This window comes from Pseudomonas sp. B14-6, from assembly GCF_013260315.1.
Taxonomy (GTDB): Bacteria; Pseudomonadota; Gammaproteobacteria; order Pseudomonadales; family Pseudomonadaceae; genus Aquipseudomonas; species Aquipseudomonas mandelii.
This window is the reverse complement of the sequence record NZ_CP053929.1, coordinates 1747336-1773782: the sequence shown is the minus strand read 5'-3', so window position 1 is coordinate 1773782 and position 26447 is coordinate 1747336. Positions and strand designations below refer to the sequence as shown.

Sequence of the window (26447 nt, the reverse complement as noted above, 5' to 3'; positions counted from 1 at the left end):
ACCCAATCCACTGGATCGGAGCCAGAGTTTAGTTCATCGGTAGCGAGGCACACCGAGCCCGGCTACAGAGGAGGGCACCCATGCCCATCGCGGCAAAATGGCTCGACGTGCAGCCCGGCGAAAGAACCGCCCTGATGCTGGGGTTCGCGTTCCATTTCTGCGTGCTGGCCAGTTATTACCTGGTGCGACCGTTGCGCGATGCCCTGGGCCTTGAGGGCGGTGCCGACAAATTGCAGTGGCTGTTCACGGCGACGTTCGTGGTGATGGTGCTGATGGTGCCGGTGTTCGGAGCGCTGGCGTCGCGGCTGCCGGCCACGCGGTTCGTGCCGTTGATCTATCGCGTGATCGCCGCGTCGATGCTGGTGTTTGGTGTGTTGATCGCCAATCGCATTGCGCCGGTGGCCGTCGGGCGGGTGTTTTTCGTCTGGATCAGCATCTACAACCTGTTCATCGTCAGCATTTTCTGGAGCGTGCTGGTCGACCGGTTTTCCAGTGAACAAGGGCGACGGTTATTCGGGTTCATCGCCGCGGGTGGCACCCTGGGCACGTTCATCGGGCCGTTGCTGGCCGCGACCATGGCCACGCGCTTGGGCCCGGTGGCATTGACCGTCGCGGCGGCGTTGCTGCTGGAAGTCGCGGTGCGCTGCTATCGGGCGCTGCTCTCGCGCACCCAATCGCAGTCCGGCAGCCGCTTGATGGAGGATCGGCGCATGGGCGGCAGCATGCTGGCCGGGATCACGTTGATTACGCGTTCGCCTTATCTGCTGGGGCTGGTGTTGTTCATGTTGCTGCACACCAGCGCCGCGACCTTGTTGTATTTCGAGCAGGGACGGATTGTGGCGGGTAGCTATGCTGATGTGGCCAGCCGGACGCAATTCTTCGCCGTGGTCGATCTGATCGTGTCGGCGCTGACCTTGATCTTTCAACTGCTGCTGACGGCGCCGTTGATTCGGCTGGTCGGTGTCGGCGGGGCGCTGGTGGCATTGCCGCTGGCGACCATCGTGGCGTTTAGCGCCATGGCGCTGGCGCCCGTGCCCGCTACCGTCGCCCTGGCGCAGGGGCTGCGTCGTGCGGTCGAGTTCGCCATCGTGCGGCCGGCGCGTGAAGTGTTGTGGACCGTGGTCAGCCGCGAGGAAAAGTACAAGGCCAAGAATGTGATCGAAACCCTGGTGTATCGCGGCGGAGACGCCGCCAGTGGCTGGTTGTCGGTCGGTCTGACGGCATTGGGCGCCGGTTTTGGTCTGGTGGCGCTGGTGATCGTGCCGTTTGCCGGGCTGTGGGGCTGGTTATGCCTGTGGCTGGCCAGGCATCAGGAAAAACAGGTTGAAAGCAAAAAGGTGGAAGGGTCATTCCATGAGCCACACTGATGAATACACACGTCGCCAAATACTCACGCTGGCTGCCGGTGCTTCGGCGGTTTTCACCTTCGGCCCGGCCTTCGCTGCAACCACGCCGTCGAAGGACACAGGAGGCAAGAACATGCTGACCCGCGCCATTCCTTCCAGCTCCGAGCCATTACCCCTTGTCGGGTTGGGCACCTATCGCGGGTTTGATGTCGGGCCTTCGAGCCCCGCCTACAAGCAGTTGCCCGCCGTTCTGCGCGCATTGTTCGAGAAGGGCGGAAAGGTAATCGACAGCTCGCCGATGTACGGCCGCGCGGAAGAGACGACCGGTGAGTTGCTGTCGATTCATGAGCCACGTTCGCCCGCTTTCCTGGCCACCAAGGTCTGGACCCGTGGCCGCGAAGAAGGCATCGCGCAGATGGAGCAGTCCTTCAAACTGCTGCAAACCGATCGCATCGATCTGATGCAGATCCATAACCTGCTGGACTGGCAAACCCATTTGCCGACCTTGCGCAAATGGAAGGAAGAAGGGCGCATCCGCTACATCGGCATCACCCATTACACGGCGTCGGCGTATGACGAGGTGGAAGCGGTGCTCAAGGCCGAGCCGTTGGATTTCTTGCAGATCAACTATGCGCTGGATGACCGCGGCGTCGAGAAACGCATCCTGCCGCTGTGCCGCGAACGTGGCGTGGCGGTGATCTGCAATCGGCCGTTCGGCGGCGGCAACCTGCTCAGCCGCTTGAAGGACAAACCCTTGCCGCGCTGGGCGGCGGACGTGAGGGTCAACAGTTGGCCGCAGATGGCGCTGAAGTTCTTGCTGTCGCATCCGGCGGTGACCTGCGTGATTCCCGGTACCGGCAACCCGCGCTACATGGCGGACAACGCCGGCGCCGGTTTCGGGCCGATGCTGACCGGTGCGCAGCGCGAGCAGTTGATCGATATCGTCGGTTAACGACAAGGTCTATTTTCTGAACGAATAAAGCGCAGAGGCCCGGGCGTGAAAAGACTCCCGGGCCACTGGAGACGATCAGCGGCGATCCAGCCAAACCGTCTGCGCATTGCAAAACTCGCGCACGCCGAAGTGCGACAGCTCGCGGCCAAAACCGCTTTTCTTCACGCCGCCGAAGGTGACGCGCGGGTCGCTTGCGCAGTAGCCATTGATGAACACGCCACCGGTTTCCAGTTCGCCGGCCATCTGCTGGGCACGTTCGACGTTGCCGGTGTAGATCGTCGCGGCGAGTCCGAATTCGCTGTCATTGGCCAGTTCCAGCGCATGGGTGGCATCGCGTGCGGCGATGATCGAGGCGACCGGGCCGAACAGTTCCTGCTTGAACGAAGTCATTTGGTCGGTGACATCCTTGAAGACCGTAGGCTCGTAGAAGTTGCCCGGGCCTTCAGCCTTTTTGCCGCCCAGCAACAATGTCGCGCCTTCTTCCAGGGTGTCGCGCACCTGTTGATCCAGTTCATCACGCAGATCGAAGCGAGCCATCGGGCCGATGTAAGTGTCGGCGGCCAGTGGATCGCCGACCACCAGTTTGCCCGTGGCCTCGACGAACTTGCGCGTGAATTCCTCGACGATGCCTTGTTCGACGATCAAGCGTTTGGCTGCCGCGCAGACTTGCCCGGTGTTCTGATAACGGCCAATCACCGCGGCTTTGACGGCTTCGTCGAGGTCGGCGTCGTCGAGCACGATGAAAGGATCAGAACCGCCCAGTTCCAGTACGCATTTCTTCAACGCTGCACCGGCCTGCGCACCGATGGCCATGCCGGCGCGCACGCTGCCGGTGAGGGTCACCGCTGCGATGCGAGGATCAGCGATCGCCGTGGAGACGCCCTCTGGCGTGACGTTGATGACCTCGAACACACCTTCAGGGAAGTCGGCTTGCTTGAAGGCTTCCTGCAGCAGGTAAGCGCTGCCCATCACGTTTGGCGCATGTTTGAGCACGTAGGTGTTGCCGGCGATCAGCGCGGGTACGGCGCCACGCAGGACCTGCCAGATCGGGAAATTCCACGGCATCACCGCGAGAATCGGGCCGAGCGGGCGATATTCGATGCGTGCTTTGCCGCCTTCAACCAGGGTCGGCTCGGCGGTCAGCATGGCCGGGCCGTGTTCGGCGTACCACTCGCAGAGCTGGGCACATTTTTCGATTTCACCGCGGGCCTGGGTAATCGGCTTGCCCATCTCCAGAGTAATCATGTTCGCCATCGCTGCGGCGTTACCGCGTAACGCTTGCGCCAGGGCGATCAAAAGCTGTGAGCGTTGCGCCACCGCTGTGCTGCGCCAGACACGGAATCCGGCAGCGGCTCGGGACAGTGCGGCTTGCAGCGCCGAAGCGGATTCAAATGGGTAGTGGCCGATCTGCTCGCCGGTGGCGGGGTTGATCGAAATGGCGTGGGTGAGGCTGGAAACGTTGGTCATGGCACCGTCCTGCTAGGTGGGAATACGCTCAGGTTACGGTGGCGTTAGTTTTCTGGAAACTGAATAATGCTGAGCATATCGTTCACGTTTGGAGAATGACTGTGGATCTGGTTCAGCTGGAAATTTTCAAAGCAGTGGCCGAGCACGGCAGCATCAGCGTGGCTGCCCAACACATCCATCGCGTGCCGTCGAACCTGACGACACGGATCAAGCAACTGGAGCAGGACTTGGGCGTGGACCTGTTTATCCGCGAGAAAAGCCGTCTGCGCCTGTCGCCCGCCGGCTGGAGTTTTCTCGATTACGCCCGGCGCATTCTCGACTTGGTGCAGGAGGCCCGGGCGACGGTGGCCGGTGAAGAACCCCAAGGCACCTTTGCGCTAGGGTCGCTGGAAAGCACGGCGGCGGTGCGCATCCCCGAGCTGTTGGCCGCGTATAACCAGAAGCACGCCAAGGTCGAGCTGGATCTGTCCACCGGACCGTCCGGGACCATGATCGACGGTGTGCTGTCGGGCCGACTGGCCGCTGCGTTTGTCGACGGCCCGGTGCTGCACCCGGCACTGGAAGGCGTGCCGGCATTCGAGGAAGAAATGGTGCTGATCGCGCCGCTCAACCATGCCCCGATCCACCGCGCGCGGGAGGTCAACGGCGAAAACATCTATGCGTTTCGCTCCAATTGCTCCTACCGTCACCACTTCGAAAGCTGGTTCGCCAAGGACTCGGCAGTGCCCGGGAAAATCTTCGAAATGGAGTCCTATCACGGCATGCTGGCCTGCGTCAGCGCCGGAGCCGGCCTGGCGCTGATGCCGCGCAGCATGCTCGAAAGCATGCCGGGCTGCACCACGGTGAGTGTCTGGCCGTTGTCGCCAGCCTTCCGGTTTTTGCGCACCTGGCTGGTGTGGCGCAGAGGGACGGTGTCGCAAAGCCTGACCATGTTTGTGCGCTTGCTGGAAGAACGCGGCGTGGTGCAGCAAGACGCCTGAATCCTTTAAACGCAAACCCTGCGGGAGCAAGCTCGCTCCCACAAGGGTATTGAGACTGACGTCGGTCGGCGTGCTGTTTAGCCTGCCCTGCGAGGCCAATACCTGATGCCACGGTGCCTGGACGCCGCTGCCGGAACCCAGGGTGTACCGCGTCATGCGCGCTTGGGCAGTTTCCAGTTCGGCCGAATGAAATGGCAGGTGTAACCGGTCGGCAGCCGTTCGAGGTAGTCCTGATGCTCCGGCTCTGCCTCCCAGAACGGGCCGGCGGGGGCGATTTCGGTGACCGCCTTGCCGGGCCAGAGACCAGATGCATTCACATCGGCCACGGTGTCCTCGGCCACTGCCTTCTGTTCTTCATTCAAATAGAAAATCGCCGAACGGTAGCTGAGACCGATGTCGTTACCCTGACGATTGGCGGTCGACGGATCGTGAATCTGGAAGAAAAACTCAAGGATCTGGCGGTAGCTGGTAATGGCCGGGTCAAACTCGATCTCGATTGCTTCGGCATGGGTGCCGTGGTTGCGATACGTTGCATTGGGCACGTCGCCGCCGGAGTAGCCGACTCGAGTCGACAGCACGCCTTTCTGTTTCCTTATCAGATCCTGCATGCCCCAGAAGCAGCCGCCGGCCAGGATTGCGGTTTCAGTGTGCGTGGTCATCGCTTACTCCTCAGTGTTCATTGATGTGATCAGGTTGTTGCGCAGGCGCTCGATGGAGGTCTGCAGTGGCGTGAACTCATTCTGCATCAGACAGGTCGCGTCCGAGAAATTCGTTGCTGCCTCCCGGCGGGTCGACGTGCAGGGTAACGTCGAACCCGCCGTGCGGTGCATCACGCCGTGAGGACTTTCAAGTCCACGTCGATGTTGCCACGGGTCGCCTTCGAGTACGGGCAGATCTGGTCGGCGGTGTGTGCCAGGGTCTTTGCAACGTCGTCCGCCAGGCCGGGCACGCGCAGGGTCAATCGAGCTTGAAGGAAGTAATCCGCACCGGTCTGGCCGACGTCGACTTCGATGTCGACAGACATGTCCGCCGGCAGCACAACGTTCAGGTCATTGGCCACCAGCCCGACAGCGGCGGTGTAGCAGGCCGACCATGCGCCGGCGAACAATTGCTCGGCGGCCGGGTGCGGCTGGGTGGCGGCGAACACGTGCGCAGGCTGGGTGCTGCCGGGCGACGAGAGGGCGATGTCGAGGCTGCCGTTATGGCCGCGCGAGGTGTTACCGGTGCTGCTGGCGGTGGTGTGGGTTTTGCCGGTGGCCAGTACTTTTTCGATCTTGCTCATGGATGATTACCTGAATGTTTTAATGAGTTTGTTTTCGTGTGCGCTTTGATCGCATGCGATATATATGAGATTTCTTGAAAGCCAAATGATGTCAAAGCGTCGCTGTGTATCAAGCCGTGACTACGTTCAGGGCCACGTCAATGTTGCCGCGTGTTGCTTTGGAGTACGGGCAGATCTGGTCTGCGGCGTGGGCGATTTCTGTCGCGACGGCCTGATCCAGACCTGGAGCGCGCAGCGTCAGGCGTGCCTGGAGGAAGTAAGCGTCGCCGGTCTGGCCAAGGTCGACTTCGATATCGACGGACACATCGGAGGGAAGCTCGACGTTGCGCTGTTTGGCAGCCAGACCGACGGCGGCGATGTAGCAGGCCGACCAGGCACCGGCAAACAGTTGCTCGGCTTTCGGGTGTGGCTGGGTGCCTTTGAATTCATGAGCGGGCTTGTCGCTGCCAGGTGACGAAAGCACGATGTCGAGGCTGCCGTTATGGCCGCGCGAAGTGGTACCGGTGCTGCTCATGGTGGTGTGGGTTTTGCCGGAGGCCAGGACTTTTTCGATCTTGCTCATGGGATGAATCCTCAAAGGTGTACTAGGTTTGTTTGTATGGCGTATACGTTTGTATCGTATGCGATGTAAATAATATTCGCGCAGTCGCCAATTTAAGTCAATAGGGGAAAGGCCTGCTTGGCGACGAACGGTTGGATTGAGGGGGGTGGCATTGGCTGCCGGTCCTGCACACAACGAAAAAGCCCGCACAAGGCGGGCTTCGAAATAGAGTAGGTGGCCAGCGCTGGTCTCTGGCTTACAAGGTTTATCAGGCTTCTGACAGAACAGTTTTGTGCTGTCCTGCTTCACACGGCATAAGGGCTGGATCTCAACTCGGAGAATCTTTCTAACCGTGTACCCTTAGGAGCGCGCCCCACGCTTCCTCGCTATCCTCTTGCGCATCAGTCTGCGTCTTCACCTACAGGTTTTAGAATAGCAAAGGCTGCGAAACGCAAACCGGACTTTTTAGACCGATTTCGTCCTTGATCAACGGCGGCAGGATGGATAAATGCTATGGGGAAAAACTCGGTACAGCCTGCCGGGATGGCAGGCCGCATTATGGGCCCGGTTTAAACCAGATTAAGCGTGACGTCGATGTTGCCACGGGTCGCTTTGGAGTACGGGCAGGTTTGATGGGCGGCATCGACTAACGCCCGTGCGACAACAGGATCGAGACCAGGAAGGCTGACATTGAGGCGTGCCTGGAGGAAAAAGGCGTTGTCGGTCTTGCCCAGATCCACTTCGGCATCAACGGCGACGCCGCTCGGCAAGGTCACCTTCAGCGCGGCAGCCGCTTTACCGATCGCGCCGATGAAACAGGCCGACCAGCCTGCAGCCAATAGCTGTTCGGGATTGGTCCCAGCCCCTGAAGAGCCTGGCGGGGAAAGCTTGATGTCCAGACGTCCATCCGAACTCTTCGATTCGCCGTCGCGGCCGCCAGTGGTGTGGGTCTTTCCGGTATACAGCACGGTGTCGATTTCATTGATCATGACGGGTTCCTGCTAAAGGGTTGGGGGCCTCACCGTTTATGTCGCCGCGTTACGGACGAACGGGAGAAGCCCCCACTTTTCCACCTTTATGTAGTGCCTATGTGTCCTGATCCGCTGGTTGTGTATCGCTGTGTAAGATCGTCAGCGAACATACACGCCGATACAAACCCGTTACGCCTGCCAGTTTTTTCGGTGAGCCGGTGCGCCCAATGGCGAACTGGTTGCACCGCCGTCGACAACAATCTCCGCACCGACGACATTCGAAGAGTCGCTGGAGGCGAGGAACAAGGCGACGGTGGCCACTTCTTCCGCTTCGCCAATGCGACCGAGCGGGATTGTGGTGTTCAGTTTCTCCTCCAGCGCATCCATTCCCACTTTCACCGTGTGGGGGTTCCAGACCGGTGTGCGTGCAGCTCCGGGGGTAATCTGGTTGACGCGAATGCCGCGCGGCGCAAATTCTGCGGCCATCACCCGTGTCATGGAACGAACGGCGCCCTTGCTTGCTGCGTAGGCGCTGTAACCCGGCCATCCCATCACAGCGTGCACCGACCCGTTCAAAATGATCGAAGCCCCCGGATTGAGGTGCGGTTCGGCTGCCTGCACGGTGAAAAACGTGCCGGTGAGGTTGGTCTGGATGATGGTCTGGAAGGTTTCCAGCGAAGTGCCGCCAACCGGGGTCTGTCCGGCGATACCGGCATTGGCGAACACGATGTCCAGCTTGCCGAATGCTGCGACGGCTTCTGATACGGCGCGCTCGATCTCTTTCACGTCGGTCAGGTCCGCCTGGATCGCCAGCAGGTTTGGCCCCAACGCCTCCCGGGCTTCATCCAGGGTTTTTTGACTGCGACCGGTGATCGCCACTTTTGCGCCTTCAGCGATAAACAGTCTGGCGGTGGCCAGGCCCAGGCCGCTGTTGCCGCCGGTGATAAATGCAATTTTTCCAGCCAGTTTCATTGGGAATCTCCTACGGTTTTATCATGCAACCATTGAGGGCGAAATCACTGTGCGTCTGGCACAGGGAATCACTCGAAATCGGGTTGTCGGTTTCATTATGAAACCAATGGAAGTGATTTTTACCAGCATGGGTTGTATTATGCAACCACCTGCCATCTGACCGAATTATCGTCAGCGTTGGCACCCTTTTGGTGGAGGTTCGTTTACGTGAAGCGCAAAAGCTTGCAGGGCAGTCCGTGTCCGGTCGCTCGATCCCTGGACCTTATCGGCGATTGGTGGTCCTTGCTGATCATTCGTGATGCGCTCTCAGGCACAAAACGCTTCAGCGATTTTCAGAAAAGCCTGAATGTCGCGAAAAACATTCTGAGCACCCGCCTCAAAGGCCTGGTGGCAGAAGGTGTGATGCGGATGGAGCCGGCGGCTGATGGAAGCATCTACAAGGAGTACGTGCTGACTGAAAAGGGCAGGGCTTTGCAAACCGTCCTGATTGCCTTGTCGCAGTGGGGCAACGAGTTTTTGTACGAACCCGGCGAAGCGGGATCCGTCATGGTCGACGCACAGGATCGTCAGCCAATCCAGAAATTGCAGTTGGTTTCAATGGACGGGCGACAGCTCAAGCCAGAAGACATCGTGACCAGATTCGGCGTTGCGCACTGATGCGCATCTGCGGTTGTATCCGAACGTATCCCCGGCGCCGGTAGTTACCTGGGCATACAAAACCATGCTGTTCTCGACACTTGTGCGATACACCGCGACCTCGTAATGAAGCCACCGCAACCGCGGCATTCATTGGAGAATTGCGATGTCCCGTATCAACTCCCGTCACACCGCAGGCCTGCTCGGCATCGCCCTGGCTGCCGCCGTATCACTCAACGCTTTCGCGGCTGAAGAAGCCAAAGCGCCGGCGCAAGCCACTCCGGCAAAAAGCTGGCAGACAGGCCTGCACCGCACGGACCTGGTGCGCCAGGACCTCGATATTTCCAAGGGTGAGGTGATTCAGGTGCGTGTCGATTTCGACCCGGGCGTCACTTCCCCCAAGCATTCTCATCCTGGGGTGGAGGTCGCCTACGTCATCTCGGGCACGTTTGAGTATCAACTCGAAGGGCGGGCGCCCGTCACGCTCAAGGCCGGTGACTCCTTGTACATCCCCGCAGGCACTGCGCATGTCGCGAAGAACGTCGGTGACGGCAAAGCTTCGGAGCTGGCGACGTACCTGGTGAAAAAAGACACGCCGCTGTTGATCCTGGAAAAATAAGCGATAGCCGCCCGATGCACTGCATCGGGCGTCTTCGTTAAAGCGTATTCAGATCCCGACTGTTTCCCCCGGCCAACCCGCCTGACGCAAGGCCTTGAGCAGTGTTTTCGCGTCCAGCCCCGGTACGGTGTGGCCGTTACCTTCCGTCGTTTCAGCCGCCAGCACGGCGTTGATGATCGCTTCCTCCACCGCTTCAGTCGCGGCCAAAAACAACTCACTGATGTGGTCGTTGTTGACCATGCTCAGGTTGTTGCAGGTGGGTGCACCTTTGCCTTCATAAGCGGCCGGTGGTACGTGTTGGTTGCCGGTGGCAAAGGCGATGAATATGTCGCCGCTGTGGTCTTCGTTGCCGCCGCCAGTACGGGCAAGCCCGAGGCTGGCGCGCTGTGCGAGGCGCGTGCATTGATGCGGCAGCAGCGGTGCATCGGTGGCCAGGCAAACGACGATCGAGCCCATGCCCGGATAAGGCAGCGATGCCCTGAGGAACGGTGAGTCAGCCTGTTCCATATAGCGACCGACCGGGTAACCGTCGACGCGCAGTTCATTGCGAATGCCATGGTTGGCCTGGACGATCGCACCGACGGTCCAGCCTCCCTGCGCCTTGCTCAATTGGCGCGAAGACGTGCCGATGCCCCCTTGAATTCGTGACAGATCATCCCGCTGCCACCGCCCACCGCGCCTTCCGTCACCGGCCCGCCGACGGCATTGCGCTGGGCCTCGGCCACATGTTCAGGCTTCACATGAAAACCGTTGATGTCGCTGAGCAGGCCGTCGAAGGTCTCCAGCACCACCGGCATGTTCCAGTAAAGTCGTCCGTCATCGGGCTGAGCCTGACGATCCAGGGCAATCAGCGCATCGCGCACCACGCCCAGGCTGTGGGTGTTGGTGAAGGCGATCGGGCTGGTCAGCAAGCCGGCTTCACGAATCCACTCAAGACCCGTGGCGTCACCGTTGCCGTTGAGCACATGGACGCCGGCAAAACACGGTTGCTGATTGGTGGACCCGGCACGCGGTTCGATCAGGGTCACGCCGGTGCAGATGTCGCGGCCATTGGCGGTCCGTCCGCGGACATCGCTGTGGCCGACGCGCACGCCGGGCACATCGGTGATGGCATTGAGGGGGCCGGGTTGCAGTTGGCCGAACTGGATGTTCAAGTCGCGGGCACGTGGTTTCATCGGTTCTCTCATCTTCAATTTATTCAAAAAATGCGTGGCTGATGCGATCCCTGTAGCAGCCTGAATTACTGCCCGTTCTTCACCTTGCTCCAGATCCGTGTGCGCACCCGCTCGATGGCCGGCGGCAACGGTTGAAGGGTGAATAACGTCGCCAGTGCTTCGGCCGACGGATAAACAGCGGGGTTGTTGCGGGTCGATTCAGCCACCAGCGGTGTCGCGCTGCGGTTGCCGTTGGGGTAGGACAGGTGATCGCTGACCGGGGCGATGATTTCGGGGCGCATGAGGTAGTCGATGAAGGCCAGGCCTTGCTCTGGATGCGGTGCGTCCTTGAGCAACACCAGCGTGTCGAACCAGACCGGCGCACCTTCCTTCGGCAGGCTATAAGCGATCTTCACGCCATTCTTGGCCTGCTCGGCGTTGGTCTTGGCTTCGAGCATCGCGCCGGACCAGCCCACCGCCACACAAATGTTGCCGTTGGCCAGGTCGCTGATGAACTTCGACGAGTTGAAGTAGGCGATGTGCGGACGCAACTTGAGCAGCAGTGCTTCGGCCTTTTTGTAGTCCTCGGGGCTGGTGCTGTTCGGCGGCAAGCCCAGGTAGTGCAGGGCGACCGGCAACATCTCCGACGGCGAGTCGAGCATCGCCACCCCGCACTGGCCGAGCTTGGCCAGGTTCTCTTCGTTGAACACCAGGTCCCAGGAATCCACCGACGCCTTGTCACCCAGTGCGGCACGGACCTTGTCGATGTTGTAGCCGATGCCGTTGGTGCCCCACAGGTACGGCACGGCGTACTGGTTGCCCGGATCGTTGTTGGCCAGTTTCGCCAGCAGCTCGGTGTCCATGTTCTTGAAATCCGGCATCTGTGCGCGAGGCAGTGGTGCCAGGGCGCCGGCCTTGATCAGGGTCGGCAGGCTGAAGTTACTCGCCACCACCACGTCGTACCCGCTGCGGCTGGTGAGCAGTTTGCCTTCCAGCACTTCGGCACTGTCAAAGGTGTCGTAAACCGGCTCGATTCCGGTGTCGCGCTTGAAGTCGTGCAGGGTGGTGGGGCCGATGTAGTCATACCAGTTGTAGACATGAACCGTGGGTGCCTCGGCAGCGACCGCCGACAGCGAAACGCACATACAGGCGCTCAGTCCAAGATTGATCTGTTGACGGCGACGACTCATGATGCGGCACTCCTGGCCTGCTGCAGGCCGGTGATGAACAGGTGCTTGCAGCGTATCGGCAGGCGGGGTACACACCCATTCCCATCATGGGTTACTCGAAAGGGGTAGTGCGTGGACGCGTTGTTGAAAGAGTTGCCGGTGCACCAAGGGCTGGCGCGGGTATTTGACGCGTTGGGTCAGGACGGTTTCTGGCGCGCGCTGGTCGACACGCTGCGGCTGCTGGTGCCGCTGGACAACGCACTGGTGGCGGTGATGCGGGAGGGGCGAGTGCCCCGCTTGCTGATCGACTTCGACTCAAAAGGTGGTGCCACCGAACACGAAGAACTGGCGGACTACAGCGCCGGCATGTACCTGCTCGATCCGTTTTACCAAGCGGCTTGCGCGGGCATTGCCGATGGCCTGCACAGCCTCGACTCGGTGGCTCCCGACCAGTTTCAGCAGAGCGAGTATTACCTGAGCTACTTCCGCTCGGTGGTCGGCGGTGACGAGTTGCAGTTCATGGTCAACATCGACGGCGCCGTGCTCGGCTTATCGCTGGGTCGCTCGACGCGGTTCACGCTTGAAGAGCAAGGGCGGTTGCTGTGCGTGCGCGATTGGGTGCTGTCCGCCATGCGCCGGCACCAGCAATTGATGCCGCCGCAAGGTACGACTGCCGAGGCCGTGGCCGGCGATCTGGCCACCTTGCTGGATCGCTTCGATGCGCGATTGTCAGTACGCGAAGTCGAAACGGCTCGACTGATTCTCCAAGGCTTCTCCAGCAAAGCCATTGCCCAGCAAATGGGCATCTCGCCGGAGACGGTGAAAGTGCATCGACGCAACCTCTATCACAAGCTCAAAGTGAACGGTCACGGCGAGCTGTTTGCGCTGGTGTTGCAGCCGCGTTGACCCAAGCAGTAGCCTCACACCAGCCCCCCTGTGGAGCGAGCCTGCTCGCGATAGCGATTTATTATTCAACACAGATATCGACTGACCCACCGCCATCGCGAGCAAGTCGAATCGTCGCTCCCACAGTCAGCAGCACTCAGTCCTTCAGTGTGAACACCAGCGCCTTCAACCCGCATTCAACATCAGCATCCGGAAACTCCGGCGGATTCTCCAGCCGCCGCTCGAACCGCAAACCCGGCGCTTCACGCATCACGCCATCGATCAGGAAGTCCGCGCCGAACGCCGGATCGTTCATGCACGCCAGCACCGTCCCTTCGGGGCTGAGTAACTCCGGCAGCCGACGCAGCACGCGCTGGTAATCCTTGGTCAGCAGGAAACTGCCTTTCTGAAAGGACGGTGGATCGATGATGACCAGGTCGTAAGGGCCCTTGCCGATCACCTTGCCCCAGGACTTGAACAAGTCGTGGCCGAGAAAACTCACCTTGCTCATGTCATGGCCATTGAGCCGATGGTTGTCGCGACCACGGTTCAGGGCCGGGCTCGACATGTCCAGGTTGACCACGTGTTCGGCGCCTCCCTCGATGGCGGCGACCGAAAAGCCGCAGGTGTAGGCGAACAGATTCAACACGCGCTTGCCTGCGGCATTGGCCCGTACCCAGTCGCGGCCGTAGCGCATGTCGAGGAACAAACCGGTGTTCTGCTTGCGGCCCAGGTCCACCCGATAACGCAGGCCACCCTCGGTGTTGATCAATTCCTCGATCGCTTCCCCAAGCAGCCATTCGGTGGTGCTTTGCAGCAGGTAGCGGTGTTGCAGCAACAGGGTGTGCGCCCCTGATTGTTGCCACTGCGCCGATTCAGTGATCGTCATCAGCAACCGCTTCAATGCTTCCAGCTGCGCCGCTTCAGGCTCCTTGAACAGCGACACCAGCACCACCCCCTGCAGCCAGTCGACGGTCAATTGCTCCAGCCCGGGCCAGCACCGGCCCCGGCCATGGAACAGCCGGCGGGTTTCCGCGGGGCATCGGCCAGGGCGGTCAGCAAATGGTCGTGAAGGGTGGAGAGAGCGTCAGCGTTCATCGGGCAGGGGCCAGCAATGGGTGGGGGCGGCATTTTAAACACAATTGCGCCGCAGTTCTGCCGGGTATTACCAAACCTCATGCCCTCATGACTTTTAATGGTTACGGCCGCTCAACCTGCCAGTGTTAAAAAATCGCAAACACAGCTCATCAACAACAAAAAGAGCGTTTGCCCCATGACTCATCCTCATTGTCACGTCCTGCGCTCTTCAATTCCCGCCTGTTGTCACGCGGCCACGACGGTCGGCGTGCATCTGTGCTCAACCTCTATCTCTGAAGAGTAAATAACCCCATGAAAGAACTCGATCTGTACATCGGTGAAGGTTTCGAAGGTCCGGGCGTCAACGCCGCGCACATCAACATTCTGATCGGTCCGCGCAACGGGCCGGCGGGGCAGGCGTTTGCCAACAGCCTGGCGTCGCCAAGCCAGGGACATTGCCCCTTCATGGTCATCGCGCAGCCCAATATTCCGGTCAAACCGATGACCCTCTACGTCAACAAAGCCGCGATCAACAGCGACTTGCACGGTAACGCCACATGGGGTGCATCGCAGGCCGGGATTGCCAAGGCCGTATTGGAAGCACTGCTCGACGGCACCTTGCCACCGGAGGCCGAAAACGAGTGGGCGATCGTCACCGCGAACTGGGTCAACCCGGCCTGTGATGACCTGGATGCGGTCTACCTGAACAACTATAACGCCTGCCGCACGGCGATCCGTGCCGCGCTGACCGGCAAGCCGGAAACCGCGCAACTGGCGGACGTGGTCAATCACATCAGCAACCCTTTCTACACGCCAAAAGCCTGAGGTCCGCGCCATGCAATACATTCGTCTGGGCCACTCTGGCCTGCAAGTCTCCCGCCTGTGCCTGGGCACCATGAACATGGGCACCCCGGATTGGAAACCGTGGATCTTCGATGAGAAGAAAAGCGAGCCGATCGTTGCGCACGCGCTGGACAACGGCGTGAATTTCATTGACCTCGCCGACTTCTATTCCGCCGGTGTCGGCGAGGAAGTGGTCGGGCGTATCGTCAAGCGTCTGGCCCGTCGCGAAGACCTGGTGATCACCACCAAAGTCGGTTACGGCACCCGCACCGGGATCAACGCCAGCGGTCATTCGCGCAAGCACATCATGGACAGTATCGATGCCTCGTTGAAGCGTCTGAACATGGATTACGTCGATGTGTTCATGCTGCATTACTTCGATGTGAACACCCCGGTCGAAGAAACCATGAGCGCCATGAACGACATCGTGCGTTCCGGCAAGGCCCGCTACATCGGCGTGTCGACCATGCTTACCGGGCAACTGGCAAAGATCCTCATGGCTTGCGAACGCAATGGTTGGGTCAAGCCGATCAACATGCAGCTGCAGCTCAATTGCGCTTACCGCGAAGAAGAGCGCGAGATGATTCCGTTCTGCCGCGATCAGGGCCTGGGCGTCTCGGTGTTCAGTCCTTTGGCTCGCGGGTTGTTGACCGGTGATGTGCAATCGACCCGCAACCAGACCGACTTCTTTACCCAACAGATGTACAGCGACGAAGCCTCGTTCCAGATCGCGCATTCGGTACAACGTGTGGCCCGTGCTCGTGGTGTATCCAACGCCCAGATCGCGCAGGCCTGGGTCGCCAACCATCCGGGCGTGGATTGCATGCTCGTGGGCGCCGACACCACTGAACAGTTCGACAGTGCCCTGGCGGCGTTGGAGACCAGGCTTGACGCCGAAGAACTGCAGGAACTGGAACGCAACTACACCCCGTGCGACGTGATCAACGATTACACCGCCGGCAAGCGCATCTTGCGTTCGGCCCGTCCAGGTCTGGAACGCTTCAATCTGACCGAGGCTGTGGCATGAGCGCACTGATCCGTAACGGCAATTACATCGACGGCCAGTGGTCCAGCGATGGTCCGACTTACCCGGTTTTCAACCCGGCGAACGGGGAGTTAATCACCGACGTACAAAAAGCCGGAGCAGAGGAAACCTGCCTGGCCATCGACGCCGCCAATCGTGCCTTGCCAGCCTGGCGCAAATTGACCGCCAAGGAGCGCAGCCAGAAGCTCAAGCGCTGGAGCGAGTTGATGTTGAGCAACCAGAAGGACCTGGCCACGTTGCTCAGTCGCGAACAGGGCAAACCGCTGGCTGAAGCCATGGGCGAAGTCGTCTACGCCGCAAGCTTTCTGGAGTGGTTCGCTGAAGAAGCCAAGCGCGCCTATGGCGACGTTATACCGAGCCACAAGGCAGACGCGCGGATCATCGTGGTCAAGGAAGCCATTGGCGTGGTCGCGGCAATCACCCCGTGGAATTTCCCGCTGGCCATGGTCACCCGCAAAGTCGGCCCGGCATTGGCGGCGGGTTGCACGATGATTCTCAAGCCCTCGGAAGAAACGCCTTTGTCGGCGTTTGCCCTGGCCGTATTGGCCGAGCAAGCGGGCATACCGGCCGGTGTGTTTAACGTTGTTTCTGGTGACGCGGTCGCGATTGGCGGGGCACTGCAAGCCTCCGGCATTGTGCGCAAGCTGTCCTTCACCGGCTCCACCCGCACCGGCAAACTGCTGATGCGCCAGGCCGCCGACACCCTGAAAAAAGTCTCTCTGGAACTGGGTGGCAACGCGCCGTTCATTGTCTTCGACGACGCCGACCTGGACGCGGCCGTGAAAGGCGCCATGGCCTCGAAATTTCGCAACACCGGGCAAACCTGCGTCTGCGTGAACCGCTTCTTCATTCAGGACGGCGTGTACGAAGCCTTCACCGGCAAACTCGCCGAAGCCGTGGCGGCCATGCGCGTTGGCAGCGCACTGGATGGTGAAACCGAACAAGGTCCGTTGATCAACGCTGCGGCGCTGGCGAAGGTCGAACTGCATGTCGGCGATGCCTTGGAGAAGGGCGCCCAGCTGTTGTGCGGTGGCCGTCGCCACGCGCTCGGCGGCACATTTTATGAGCCGACCATCCTCGCCGAAGCCAACAGCGACATGCTCATCGCCCAGGACGAGACCTTCGGGCCGGTGGCGGCGTGCTTCCGCTTCAAGGACGAAGCCGAAGTGCTGCAAAAGGCCAACGACACGCCCTACGGCTTGTCGGCTTATTTCTACAGCCGCGATATCGGCCGCGTCTGGCGCATGGCCGAAGGCCTGGAAGCCGGCATGGTCGGAATCAACGAAGGGATCATTTCCACGGAAGTGGCGCCGTTCGGTGGCATCAAGGAATCGGGCCTGGGGCGTGAGGGTTCGAAGTACGGTCTGGATGACTACCTGGAAATCAAATACCTGCTGATGGGTGGCCTTTAAGTTCTCAAACTCCTGTGGGCGCGAGCGGGCTCGCGCCCACACAAGTTAACGGTTTCATTTCTCCGTCAATAACAACAATGGGAGACGCACATGTCCGTTCAACCAACAAAAATCGACGACCTGCCCATCGGGCGCTTTCACCTGAAAATCGCCGGCCTGACCTTCGGCGCGCACTTTACCGATGGCTACATCCTTGGCCTGATCGGTATTGCATTCACATTGCTCAGTCCACAGATGCAGCTTGATGCGTTCTGGCAAGGGTTGATCGGTGCTTCGGCCTTGATCGGGCTGTTTCTCGGCAGTCTGTTTTTCGGCTGGATTTCCGACAAAGTGGGGCGGCAGAAAATCTTCCTGGTCAGCTTCGTGCTGATCACCCTCGCTTCTTTGATGCAGTTCTATGCGGAAACGGCGATGGGGTTATTTCTCTGCCGAGTGTTGATCGGCATCGGGTTGGGCGGTGATTTCAGCGTCGGTCACGCCATGTTGGCCGAGTTTGCACCGAAGAAACATCGCGGTGTGCTGCTGGGATCATTCAGCGTGATCTGGACCTTCGGATACGTCGCTGCGACATTCGTCGGCACCGCCATGCTCAGCCTGGGCGACGATGCCTGGCGCTGGATGCTGGCTTCGTCGGCCATTCCGGCAGCGTTAATCCTGATTGCCCGCATTGGCACGCCAGAGTCGCCGCGCTGGTTGGTGAATCAGGGCCGAATCGCCGAGGCACGAGCGATCGTCAAGAAGCACTTGGGCGACAACATTGAACTCGACGAAACACGATCCACCGAAACCCGTTCCGGCTACGCCGTGCTGTTCAGCCGTGAATACCGCAAACGCACCGCGTTCAATTGCCTGTTCTTCGTCTGCATCGTGATGCCGTACTTCGCCATTTACACCTTTCTGCCGTCGATTCTGCAGAAAATGGGCCTGGCCGAAGGTTTTGGCACCGAACTGATGCTGAACATGCTGCTGATCCTCGGTGCGCTGATCGGGATCTGGTGCACGATCAAATTCTCCCGCCGGGGGTTCCTGATCAACTCGTTCATTATCCTGGCCGTTGCGTTGTTCGGGTTGGCGGTGTTGCCGAGTAGCGCTGCGTTCTTGATGGTGTTGGTGTTTGGCTTGTTTACCCTGGTGTTGTCGGCGGTCAGCAACCTGGTGGGCGTGTTCCCGGCCGAGAGCTTTCCCACCGAAGTGCGGGCCAGCGGGATTGGCCTGGCGACCGCGGTCAGCCGTTTGGGCTCGGCAGTGAGTACGTTCCTGTTGCCGGTGAGCGTAGCGGGGATTGGCCTAAGCCCGACGATGGGCATTCTGGCGGCGATTCTGGCGCTGGGTGCGTTGCTGTCCTGGGCTTGGGCGCCGGAGACTAAATCGTTGACGCTGAGCCAGGCGTGCAAGGCGCAGAGTCCGGTAGAGGGTGGGGCAACGGTGGCAGTGAAGGCAGTTGCCCCGGTTTAACAGACGGTCAAAGTCCCAATGTGGGAACGAGCAAGCTCGCTCCCACAAGGAACGTCGATGGCCTCAGGGATTACTGACCCGTTCCAGCCACTGCCTGAACAACCGTACTTTCGACAATCCTTGCTTGTCGTTCGCCACATCCAGCCAATACCCATACGGCCCGACCACTTCCACCGGGGTGATCGGCAACAAACTGCCATGGGCCAGTTCCTTCTCGATCATTTGCCGGTCAATCACCGCCAACCCGCCGCCAGCCAATGCCGTGTGAATCACCTGGTCCAAGGTGCTGAATTCCAGCCCCTGAGCGGCATCCACATCGTCCCGTCCCATCGCCGCCAACCAGTTCTCCCAGACCTTCAATCGCTTGCCATCGTGCAAAATGTGCAGCAATGGAAATTGGCGCAGGTCCGGCGGTTGCCCGTCGCTGAAGAGCTCCGGGCTGGCCACCGCGATGTGCCGTTCCATCACCAGTAACTGACTGCTGCAATGACTGGCGGTGTCGAGGCCGAAGCGGATGTGGCAATCGATGTCCGCGAGGTTGTCGTGGCCGGTCTGATTGGTCACGCTCAGGCTGATGTCCGGATAACGCTGGCAGAATTCGCGCAGATGCGCCGACAACCAGCGTGTCGCCCAGGTGGGTGGGGCAAGAATGCGCAGACGCTGGCGCAGGTTGGGTACACGCACGGCTTGCAAGGCCCGTTCGATATGATCGAAGGCTTCCGTCAGGTGGGGGGAGAGGGCGATGCCGGCTTCGGTCAATGACAAACCCTGGGGCGTGCGGATAAAGAGCGCTACGCCGAGGTAGTCTTCGAGTTGTTTGATTTGGCGGCTGACGGCACCCTGGGTGACGTTCAGCCCCAGCGCGGCCTGGCTGAAGCTGCGATGCCGCGCAACCTCTTCGAAGACGCGCAGCATGTTGAGCGAGGGCAGTTGTCGCATGGGAGATGGCTCCGCACCTGCCTCGGGTGTCACGTCGGGCCGGTTTATTATTTTTGGATTGTTTGAGCGGCCTATCTGACTATCAGGAGGGGGCTGATGCAAGTGTTGTCTGGACGGGCGTCTTCGCGGGCGAGCCCGCACCCACAGGTTCGGTGATCCTTGTGGGCGCGAGCTGGCTGGCGAGGGTGCCCTCAGACGCCCGAAAACGCCTGATCAGAAGTAATAGCCGATGTTCATATACAGCTGGTTTTCCCACTGGTCGCTACCACCCGCCCCCAGGCTCTGGGTGTAGCTGCTGCCTCCGATGTAGGGGTCGTTCTTGCCGTAGATCCACTCCGTCGCGACCCACAGTTTGCTCAGTGAGAACGAAGTTCCGAGGATCACCCGTTGCGAGGTCTTGAAATCGTCGGCGGATTTATCGAAGGCACTGTAGTTGACGTACAGCTTCACGCCGCTGACCTGATCGAACAGGTATTTGCCGGCCACGTCATAACTCACATCTGCCACGTACAGATTGCCGCGACTGGCAACGTTGTAGGTGCCGTCATAACCACCCAGCGTCACCACTTCATCGGTCCCCGGATTGCGCGGTGACATCTGCTGTCGCGCTGCTTGCAGCTGCACGCCCCAGGGGCCGTTCTTGCCCAGGTAATGCACGGCCACTGCGTTGCGGCGCCCGTCATTGTGAGTGTCCTTGTTCTCCAGGGACGAGGTCAGACCGGAGAGCCCGACTTCGGATTTCCATGGCCCCAGGTCCAGTGCCTTGGCGACTCGCAGCACGACGGTGTTGCGTTCCTGGTTATCGCTGCCGTCGGCGACGTAGCTGTCTGCCTCGGACACTACGCTGGAGAATGTCACGCCTTTGCTGGTGCCTTTGCCTTGCCATGCCGGGCGCAAGTAGTAGCCAGCCTGCAGGTTCCAGTCACCGCTTTGCTGAATGTACCTGGCGCCGATCTGTTGCACATCTTCCAGGCCGATAACGTTGCCCAGGGTTTCGTAGAAGGTACTGCCGAAGTACGGCTGCAAGCCGAATGGCACGGTGTCCAGCCCCACGTGCACTTGCTGCTCGGGGTTGAACTTGTAGCCGACCCACGCAAGTTTGGCGAATTGGATATCGCCATAGTCTTTAGTGTACTGATAGGGATAGGAGCGCCCGTAGAAACGGTATTGAGCCTCGCCGATCCAGGTGTCGGAGTTGTACTTGGCGCTGAGGAACACGGTGTCCAGGCCGAACTTCTGAATGTCGCGATCCGGGTCGTAATCCCACCGGGCGCGAATCGCGCCGCCCAGGTCGAGGTTGTCAGTGACCTGTACCGCCATGGCAGGGGCGGCAAAGGAGCAGAGCAAAGCAAGGAAAGACGGACTAAGGCGCAGGGAAGCAGGGAAATGCATGGGGCCACTCTCGGTTATTTTTATTAGAGATGCCGGCCAGTCTTGCGATGAGCGATGCGTTGAACAAACGATAAAAAATGTGAGAGAACCTTCGCCAAATGCATGTTACTGAGAAAATCCTGTAGGACAATGCGCGGCGGGCATGGGATGCTTTGCGTCTTGTCACCCTAATTGAGTGCCTTTCCATGAAACGCAAAATGCCCGGCCTCAACGCGCTTAAAGCCTTTGAAGTGGCCGGCAGCACGGGCAGCTTCACCCGCGCCGCCGAGCTGTTGAACGTGACCCAGAGCGCTGTCAGCCGCCAGGTGCGTCAGCTGGAGGAACAGCTCGACGAGAGTTTGCTGGAGCGGCGACACCATCACCTCGAACTGACCAGTGCCGGTCGGATCTTGCTGCGGGCGCTGCATCAATCCTTCGACAAAATCGAACTGACGGTGCGCAGCATCCAGCAGAAAACCCATTCCAATCGCCTGCACATCAACGCGCCTCCCACCTTCACCAATCGCTGGCTGATGCCGCGTCTGGGGCGTCTGCGCGAGAAGCATCCGGAACTGGAATTAAGCATCACCACGCGTTTGCAGGACAGCCTGGCCGAGACCAGCACACTGGACTGCGCGATCCGGTTCGGCGATGGCGAATGGGATGGCCTGGACAGTTCGCTGCTGATCCAGGAGCGCCATATCGCGGTGTGTGCTCCGTCCTTGTATGCGCGGGAGTGGAGCGGGCAGGGCATCGACCTCAATCGCCTGACCTTGCTGCATGTACTGGCCCGGGAAGACCAACGCTACCTGACCTGGAAACATTGGCTGGACGCCGCGCGTATCACCGGTGTCGACACCCAGGGCGGGTACGAATTCGACCTGCTGGACCTGGCGATCCGCGCGGCGATCGACGGCCTGGGAATCACCATCGCCGACTGGCACATGGTTGCTTCGGAATTGGCCAGCGGGCAGTTGACCCAGGTACTCAACGTGCATGTCGACGGCCATCAATCCTACTGGCTCGTCACTCGGCCGGAGCAAACACTGATGCCGCAATTACAAGTGTTCAGTCAGTGGCTCCAGGAAGAGATCTGGTTGGCGCACAGGCAGCTCGAGCCGTCGACCGCCGCCAGCTGATTCCCGCAGGGAAACTCACTCGTCTATGGAGTAACCTGCATTTTTAGCATGTTACATCGCTCAATAAATCGTTTGTTCAACGCCATTCAGATGCCAAGACTGCAAGCACTGGATAAAAACAACGATGGGCGATGCACATGCGAATCGAGCGAAATTTTGTTAACGGTCACTTTGTCGAACCTGCCAGCGAGGCGCTGATCGCGGTGTACAACCCGGCGACCGAAGCCTTGGTGGGGCACGTCTCGGCGGCCACGGCCGATGAAACCACGGCTGCGGTCAACGCGGCCGCCGCCGCGCAGAAATCCTGGGGGAAACTCACCAGCATTGAGCGCGCCGAACACTTGCGTTCGTTGGCCGACGCCCTTGACGCCTGCGCCGACCACATCGGTGAAGCCCTGGCTGCCGAATCCGGCAAGAGTGTCGCCGACGCCAGTAATGAAGCCCGTTATGCCGCACAGATCACCCGTTACCACGCTGAGTGGGCGCGCCGGATCGAAGGCGAGATCATTCCCAGCGACAGCCCGAACGAAAACCTGTTCCTGCACCGTGAACCGATTGGCGTGGTCGCGTGCCTGATTCCGTTCAACTACCCGGTCTACACCTTGCTGCGCAAAATCGCCCCGGCGCTGATTGCCGGCAACACCGTGGTCGTGCGCCCGAGCAACAACACCCCGACCTCGGCATTCGAGATCGCCAAGGCGGTGCAGCAATCCGGCCTGCCGGACGGTGTGGTGAATATCCTGACCATGGATCACGCCACGGCCGCTGTCTTATGCACCCACAAGGTTGTCGGTCTGATCACCCTGACCGGTAGCGTCAACGCCGGGCGCATCGTGCTCGATTACTGCAAGGCCAACATTGCCAAGCCGTCGCTGGAACTGGGCGGCAAGACGCCGGCGATCATTGAGGCCGACGCCGACCTGGAAGCCGCCGCTTCTGCAATCGTCGCCTCCAAGACCACCCACTGTGGCCAGTTATGCACGGCCGTAGAGCGAGTTTACGTACAGGAAAGCGTTTATGACGAATTCCTCGTACTGCTCAAAGCCAAAATGGGCGCGGTGAAATCCGGCAATCGCGCGACCGATGCCAGCTTGATGGGGCCATTGGTCAGCGCCAGTGCGCAGCAGAACATCCACCAGATGGTCGAACGTGCCATCGCCGACGGTGCTGTACTGGAAACAGGCGGTTTTATCCCGCAAGGCAGCGGTCATTTTTATCCGGCGACGCTGCTCAGCGGCTGCCGCCAGGACATGGAAATCGTTCAAGAGGAAATCTTCGGCCCGGTGTTGCCGGTCCTCAAGTACCGCGACATCGACGAAGCGCTGGCCATGGCCAACGACCATCAGTTCGGCCTGTCTTCGGTGCTGTACACCGAGAATTACCGCACCACGATGAAAGTCGCCAACGCCATTGAAGCCGGCGAGTTGTACGTCAATCGCACGCCGGCCGATCCTTACCAGGGCTTCCACGCCGGCTGGAAATGCTCCGGTCTGGGCGGCGATGACGGCAAGCACGGCATGCTCGAATTCACTCAGACCCGTCTTGTGGTCATGAAGTACTGATCCACCTGCAACACGCCTCACGCATCACCTATAAAAACAATTATCAGGGGCGTCCGGACCACCGGGCTGCCCGAGGTCTTCCAGATGTCCAAGCATGCATCCACTGCTGCCGCTGTTCAGGGTTCGAACGCGGGTTCAAAAAGTCACAGCGACAAGGCAAGTCGTTACGTCCAACTGATGCTCCTGGTGCTGGCCGCCGGCGCGATCTATCCCATTCTGTATCTGCGCCAGGTCTACCAGACCACCATGCTCGACGTGTTCCAGATCAACCACAGCGAGCTGGGTTATCTGTATTCGATGCTGGGCACGATCTTTCTCCTCAGTTATTTGCCCAGTGGTTGGCTGGCCGACCGAATCGCACCACGTTTTCTGATTTTCTTCTCGTTGGTCGCCACCGGTGTATTAGGCCTTTGGTATTCCACTGCGCCGTCGATGACAGGCTTGATGATCATTTTCGGATGCTGGGGCCTGACCACCGGCCTGACCTTCTGGGCCTCGGTGCTCAAGCGCGTGAAGATGATCGCTCATCACACTGAACAGGGCCGGTTCTTCGGCATCCTCGATGGCGGTCGCGGGCTGGTCGAAGCCTTGCTGGCAACCATCGCACTCGGGCTGTTTGCCTTCGCCACCGAAACCCGTGGCGAGTCAGCTGCCGAGGGCTTCAAGCACGTGGTTTATCTGTATGCCTTCACCTGTATTGCCATCGGCTGTGTGCTGGTACTGATCAAGGACCCAAAGTCCATGGAAGACACGGCGGCGGTGGAGAAGGGCAAGTACAACCTGCTCAGCGACCTGACCACCCTGGTGAAAATTCCTGAGCTGTGGCTGGTCACCGCCATCGTGTTCTGCGGCTATCACATCTTCTGGGCGACCTACAGCTTCTCCGATTACCTGCAAGGCGGCGGCATGACCGCGGTGATGGCCGGCACCATCACCACCATCAAACTGTGGATGCGGCCTATCGGCGGCATCGGCGGAGGCTGGCTGGGTGACAGGTTCTCGAACATTTCGGTACTGATCGTGGCGCTGTTTCTCGCGACGCTGGCGATGGTCGGTCTGATCGTATTCCCGGCGCTCAACAGCATGGGGCTGCTGGTCGGCACTGTGATCTTCATCGGCCTGATGACCTACGCCATTCGTGGTCTGTACTGGGCGATTCTCGACACCTGCAACGTTCCGCTGCGTATCACCGGCCTGGCCATTGGCATTGTCTCGGTGGTCGGGTACTTGCCCGACGCCTTCATTCCCTTGATCAACGGCTACCTCACCGAGCATTACCCCGGCGCCTTTGGTTACAAGCTGTATTTCGGCTACATCGCTTTCGTCGGCCTGCTCGGGACCCTGGCGGCCCTGACCTTGCGCGCTCGTATTAACCGTAAATCTTCAATCAAGACAGGTGCCTGAGATGAAAATCGTCGCCCTTGAAACTCATATCGTTGCCGTACCACCACCGCACGTCGGCGGCATGTACTGGTTGTTCGTCAAGCTCAAGACTGATTGCGGCATCGAAGGCGTCGGTGAAATCTACGCCGCGACCTTCGGCCCCAAAGCCATGCTGCCGATCATCGAAGACGTGTTCGAACGCTACCTGCTCAACCACGACCCGCATCACATCGAACGCTTTTTCCGCCAGGCGTACTCGAGTGGTTTCACCCAGCGACCGGACCTGACCATGATGGGCGTGGTCAGCGGCCTGGAGATGGCGTGCTGGGACATCATCGGTAAAGCCGCCAACAAGCCGGTGTATGAATTGCTCGGCGGCAAGGTCAACGAACGCCTGCGTTCCTACACCTACTTGTACCCGGTCAACAGCCAAGGTGAGTACGACTACGACGACCCGGACCTGGCCGCCGAGTGCGCCATCGAGAACATGAACAAAGGCTTCACCGCCGTGAAGTTTGACCCCGCCGGGCCCTACACCGCGTACTCCGGGCACCAGATTTCCCTGGAAGTGCTGGAACGCTGCGAAACCTTCTGCCGCAAGATCCGCGAAGCGGTGGGCGACAAGTGCGACCTGCTGTTTGGCACCCACGGACAAATGGTGCCGTCCTCGGCGATTCGCCTGGCCAAACGTCTGGAAAAATACGATCCGCTGTGGTTCGAAGAACCGGTGCCGCCAGGTCAGGAAGCCGCCATGGCACAAGTCGCGGCCAAGACCAGCATCCCGATTGCCACTGGCGAACGCCTGACCACCAAGTACGAATTCTTCAAGCTGCTGCAGGCCGGGGGCGCCTCGATCCTGCAGATGAACGTCGCCCGTTGCGGCGGTCTGCTGGAAGCAAAAAAAATCGCCAGCATGGCCGAGGCTTATTACGCCCAAATCGCTCCACACCTCTACAACGGACCGATCGGTGCCGCCGCCAGTTTCCAGTTGGCGACCTGTACGCCGAATTTCCTGATTCAGGAAAGCATCATGACCTGGGGCGGTTTCCACGCCGAGGTCTTGACCAAGCCGCTGCAATGGGAGGACGGCTACATCATTCCGTCCACCGAACCAGGCCTGGGCGTGGAGTTGAACATGGACGTGGTGCGCAAGCATTCGCCCTACACCGGTGAGCGCCTGCACCTGCAAATGGCGCCGATGCCGGCTGACGTCAAAGACATATCGCCAGCCCGCGGCTGACGGGATT

At 60.0% G+C, this 26447-nt stretch carries 23 protein-coding genes and 2 pseudogenes; 14 read left to right on the top strand and 11 right to left on the bottom strand.

Going from position 1 to position 26447, the window contains the following annotated elements:
- The first annotated feature begins 80 nt into the window (after window positions 1-80).
- Both HP062_RS08015 and HP062_RS08010 read left to right on the top strand, forming a co-directional pair.
- Window positions 81-1367 (top strand): NTP/NDP exchange transporter, encoded by a 1287-nt coding sequence (locus HP062_RS08015; RefSeq protein WP_077749458.1) that lies wholly within the window; start codon window positions 81-83, stop codon window positions 1365-1367.
- A complete protein-coding gene (locus tag HP062_RS08010) occupies window positions 1354-2298 on the top strand; it encodes an aldo/keto reductase (protein WP_083376467.1) in 945 nt (314 codons plus the stop codon). The genes HP062_RS08015 and HP062_RS08010 overlap by 14 nt, the downstream gene beginning before the upstream one ends.
- 75 nt (window positions 2299-2373) lie before the next feature.
- Here HP062_RS08010 and HP062_RS08005 read toward each other — a convergent pair whose 3' ends face one another.
- Window positions 2374-3765 carry an aldehyde dehydrogenase family protein gene (locus HP062_RS08005; protein ID WP_172791205.1) on the bottom strand — a complete coding sequence of 464 codons (1392 nt, stop codon included), beginning with the start codon at window positions 3763-3765 and terminating at the stop codon, window positions 2374-2376.
- Window positions 3766-3866: 101 nt separating this feature from the next.
- Between HP062_RS08005 and HP062_RS08000 the strand changes: the two genes are divergently transcribed.
- The gene (locus HP062_RS08000) at window positions 3867-4745 is read left to right on the top strand and encodes a LysR family transcriptional regulator (protein ID WP_010455340.1); all 879 of its coding nucleotides are present in this window, start codon (window positions 3867-3869) and stop codon (window positions 4743-4745) included.
- A gap of 152 nt (window positions 4746-4897) precedes the next feature.
- On the opposite strand, the gene msrA is transcribed toward HP062_RS08000, so the two are convergent.
- The 5 genes from msrA to HP062_RS07975 form a co-directional block, all read right to left on the bottom strand.
- The gene (gene msrA, locus HP062_RS07995; RefSeq protein ID WP_010455339.1) at window positions 4898-5404 is read right to left on the bottom strand and encodes a peptide-methionine (S)-S-oxide reductase MsrA; all 507 of its coding nucleotides are present in this window, start codon (window positions 5402-5404) and stop codon (window positions 4898-4900) included.
- A 170-nt stretch (window positions 5405-5574) separates the two neighbouring features.
- Window positions 5575-6027 (bottom strand): Ohr family peroxiredoxin, encoded by a 453-nt coding sequence (locus HP062_RS07990; protein ID WP_010455338.1) that lies wholly within the window; start codon window positions 6025-6027, stop codon window positions 5575-5577.
- Between the two features lie 109 nt (window positions 6028-6136).
- Complete coding sequence (locus HP062_RS07985) at window positions 6137-6589, bottom strand: Ohr family peroxiredoxin (RefSeq protein WP_172791204.1); 453 nt, start codon at window positions 6587-6589, stop codon at window positions 6137-6139.
- Between the two features lie 548 nt (window positions 6590-7137).
- On the bottom strand, window positions 7138-7557 hold the full coding sequence (locus HP062_RS07980; RefSeq protein ID WP_010455335.1) for an organic hydroperoxide resistance protein: 420 nt from the start codon (window positions 7555-7557) through the stop codon (window positions 7138-7140).
- A 171-nt stretch (window positions 7558-7728) separates the two neighbouring features.
- The gene (locus tag HP062_RS07975) at window positions 7729-8511 is read right to left on the bottom strand and encodes an SDR family NAD(P)-dependent oxidoreductase (RefSeq protein ID WP_145308343.1); all 783 of its coding nucleotides are present in this window, start codon (window positions 8509-8511) and stop codon (window positions 7729-7731) included.
- Between the two features lie 207 nt (window positions 8512-8718).
- Between HP062_RS07975 and HP062_RS07970 the strand changes: the two genes are divergently transcribed.
- Both HP062_RS07970 and HP062_RS07965 read left to right on the top strand, forming a co-directional pair.
- Window positions 8719-9168 (top strand): helix-turn-helix domain-containing protein, encoded by a 450-nt coding sequence (locus tag HP062_RS07970; protein WP_010455332.1) that lies wholly within the window; start codon window positions 8719-8721, stop codon window positions 9166-9168.
- A gap of 145 nt (window positions 9169-9313) precedes the next feature.
- Complete coding sequence (locus HP062_RS07965; protein ID WP_010455330.1) at window positions 9314-9766, top strand: cupin domain-containing protein; 453 nt, start codon at window positions 9314-9316, stop codon at window positions 9764-9766.
- Between the two features lie 48 nt (window positions 9767-9814).
- On the opposite strand, the pseudogene HP062_RS07960 reads toward HP062_RS07965, so the two are convergent.
- A pseudogene (locus tag HP062_RS07960) lies at window positions 9815-10941 on the bottom strand (P1 family peptidase).
- A 65-nt stretch (window positions 10942-11006) separates the two neighbouring features.
- Entirely contained in the window at window positions 11007-12110 is a 1104-nt protein-coding gene (locus HP062_RS07955; protein WP_172791203.1) for an extracellular solute-binding protein, read from the bottom strand.
- A 111-nt stretch (window positions 12111-12221) separates the two neighbouring features.
- Here HP062_RS07955 and HP062_RS07950 point away from each other — a divergent pair, with 111 nt between their 5' ends.
- On the top strand, window positions 12222-12995 hold the full coding sequence (locus HP062_RS07950; protein ID WP_172791202.1) for a helix-turn-helix transcriptional regulator: 774 nt from the start codon (window positions 12222-12224) through the stop codon (window positions 12993-12995).
- Between the two features lie 136 nt (window positions 12996-13131).
- On the opposite strand, the pseudogene HP062_RS07945 reads toward HP062_RS07950, so the two are convergent.
- Window positions 13132-14072, bottom strand: a pseudogene (locus HP062_RS07945) (class I SAM-dependent methyltransferase).
- Window positions 14073-14363: 291 nt separating this feature from the next.
- On the opposite strand from HP062_RS07945, the gene fae reads away from it, so the two are divergent.
- The 4 genes from fae to HP062_RS07925 all read left to right on the top strand — a co-directional run bounded on the left by fae (window position 14364) and on the right by HP062_RS07925 (window position 18806).
- Entirely contained in the window at window positions 14364-14876 is a 513-nt protein-coding gene (gene fae, locus HP062_RS07940) for a formaldehyde-activating enzyme (protein WP_010455319.1), read from the top strand.
- 10 nt (window positions 14877-14886) lie between these two features.
- Window positions 14887-15921, top strand: a complete 1035-nt coding sequence (locus tag HP062_RS07935; RefSeq protein WP_083376475.1) for an aldo/keto reductase — start codon at window positions 14887-14889, stop codon at window positions 15919-15921.
- Entirely contained in the window at window positions 15918-17351 is a 1434-nt protein-coding gene (locus HP062_RS07930) for an NAD-dependent succinate-semialdehyde dehydrogenase (RefSeq protein ID WP_010455316.1), read from the top strand. The genes HP062_RS07935 and HP062_RS07930 overlap by 4 nt, the downstream gene beginning before the upstream one ends.
- A gap of 90 nt (window positions 17352-17441) precedes the next feature.
- The gene (locus HP062_RS07925; RefSeq protein ID WP_010455313.1) at window positions 17442-18806 is read left to right on the top strand and encodes an MFS transporter; all 1365 of its coding nucleotides are present in this window, start codon (window positions 17442-17444) and stop codon (window positions 18804-18806) included.
- 63 nt (window positions 18807-18869) lie between these two features.
- On the opposite strand, the gene HP062_RS07920 is transcribed toward HP062_RS07925, so the two are convergent.
- Both HP062_RS07920 and HP062_RS07915 read right to left on the bottom strand, forming a co-directional pair.
- The gene (locus tag HP062_RS07920; protein ID WP_010455311.1) at window positions 18870-19745 is read right to left on the bottom strand and encodes a LysR substrate-binding domain-containing protein; all 876 of its coding nucleotides are present in this window, start codon (window positions 19743-19745) and stop codon (window positions 18870-18872) included.
- A 213-nt stretch (window positions 19746-19958) separates the two neighbouring features.
- Window positions 19959-21137 (bottom strand): hypothetical protein, encoded by a 1179-nt coding sequence (locus HP062_RS07915; protein ID WP_172791201.1) that lies wholly within the window; start codon window positions 21135-21137, stop codon window positions 19959-19961.
- 185 nt (window positions 21138-21322) lie between these two features.
- Here HP062_RS07915 and HP062_RS07910 point away from each other — a divergent pair, with 185 nt between their 5' ends.
- The 4 genes from HP062_RS07910 to HP062_RS07895 all read left to right on the top strand — a co-directional run bounded on the left by HP062_RS07910 (window position 21323) and on the right by HP062_RS07895 (window position 26440).
- Window positions 21323-22255: a LysR substrate-binding domain-containing protein gene (locus HP062_RS07910; RefSeq protein WP_010455308.1), complete on the top strand. Its 933-nt coding sequence runs from the start codon at window positions 21323-21325 to the stop codon at window positions 22253-22255.
- 137 nt (window positions 22256-22392) lie between these two features.
- Window positions 22393-23817, top strand: a complete 1425-nt coding sequence (gene aldA, locus HP062_RS07905; RefSeq protein WP_083377296.1) for an aldehyde dehydrogenase — start codon at window positions 22393-22395, stop codon at window positions 23815-23817.
- An 84-nt stretch (window positions 23818-23901) separates the two neighbouring features.
- Window positions 23902-25221, top strand: coding sequence for a nitrate/nitrite transporter (locus tag HP062_RS07900; RefSeq protein ID WP_010455304.1), 1320 nt, complete (start codon window positions 23902-23904; stop codon window positions 25219-25221).
- Window position 25222: 1 nt separating this feature from the next.
- Window positions 25223-26440 carry a mandelate racemase/muconate lactonizing enzyme family protein gene (locus HP062_RS07895; protein WP_083376477.1) on the top strand — a complete coding sequence of 406 codons (1218 nt, stop codon included), beginning with the start codon at window positions 25223-25225 and terminating at the stop codon, window positions 26438-26440.
- Window positions 26441-26447 lie beyond the last annotated feature (7 nt).